This is a genomic window from Pseudoflavonifractor capillosus, from assembly GCF_016902575.1.
Taxonomy (GTDB): Bacteria; Bacillota; Clostridia; order Oscillospirales; family Oscillospiraceae; genus Enterenecus; species Enterenecus capillosus_A.
Window position 1 is genome coordinate 1 of sequence record NZ_JACSNZ010000181.1, and the last position, 214, is coordinate 214.

1 protein-coding gene is annotated in these 214 nt (G+C 41.6%); it reads right to left on the reverse strand.

Annotation, left to right across the window (positions count from 1 at the left end; all coding sequences use genetic code 11):
• Positions 1 to 25: 25 nt before the first annotated feature.
• Positions 26 to 214 (reverse strand): hypothetical protein (locus H9X86_RS12370; protein ID WP_204901769.1); only part of this gene is annotated, 189 nt, incomplete at its 5' end.

The window sequence follows — 214 nt, forward strand, 5'->3', positions numbered from 1 at the left end:
ATATACGGTACACTGATCTTGCTTGTTATAATTTGTCTGCATAAACAAATTGTAAAGCAAATGAAACGAGAGGCCAACCCCCAAAAAGGTTAGCCTCTCGTTTTGTTGTATATTGAAAACCCCCGGCTGTGCCGGGGAGTTCAAAAAAAGCTTTAGCGTTCCGTATGAAGAAAAAACTCCTTTTGATACAATCAAGGTGCGGTCTGCCAACTGC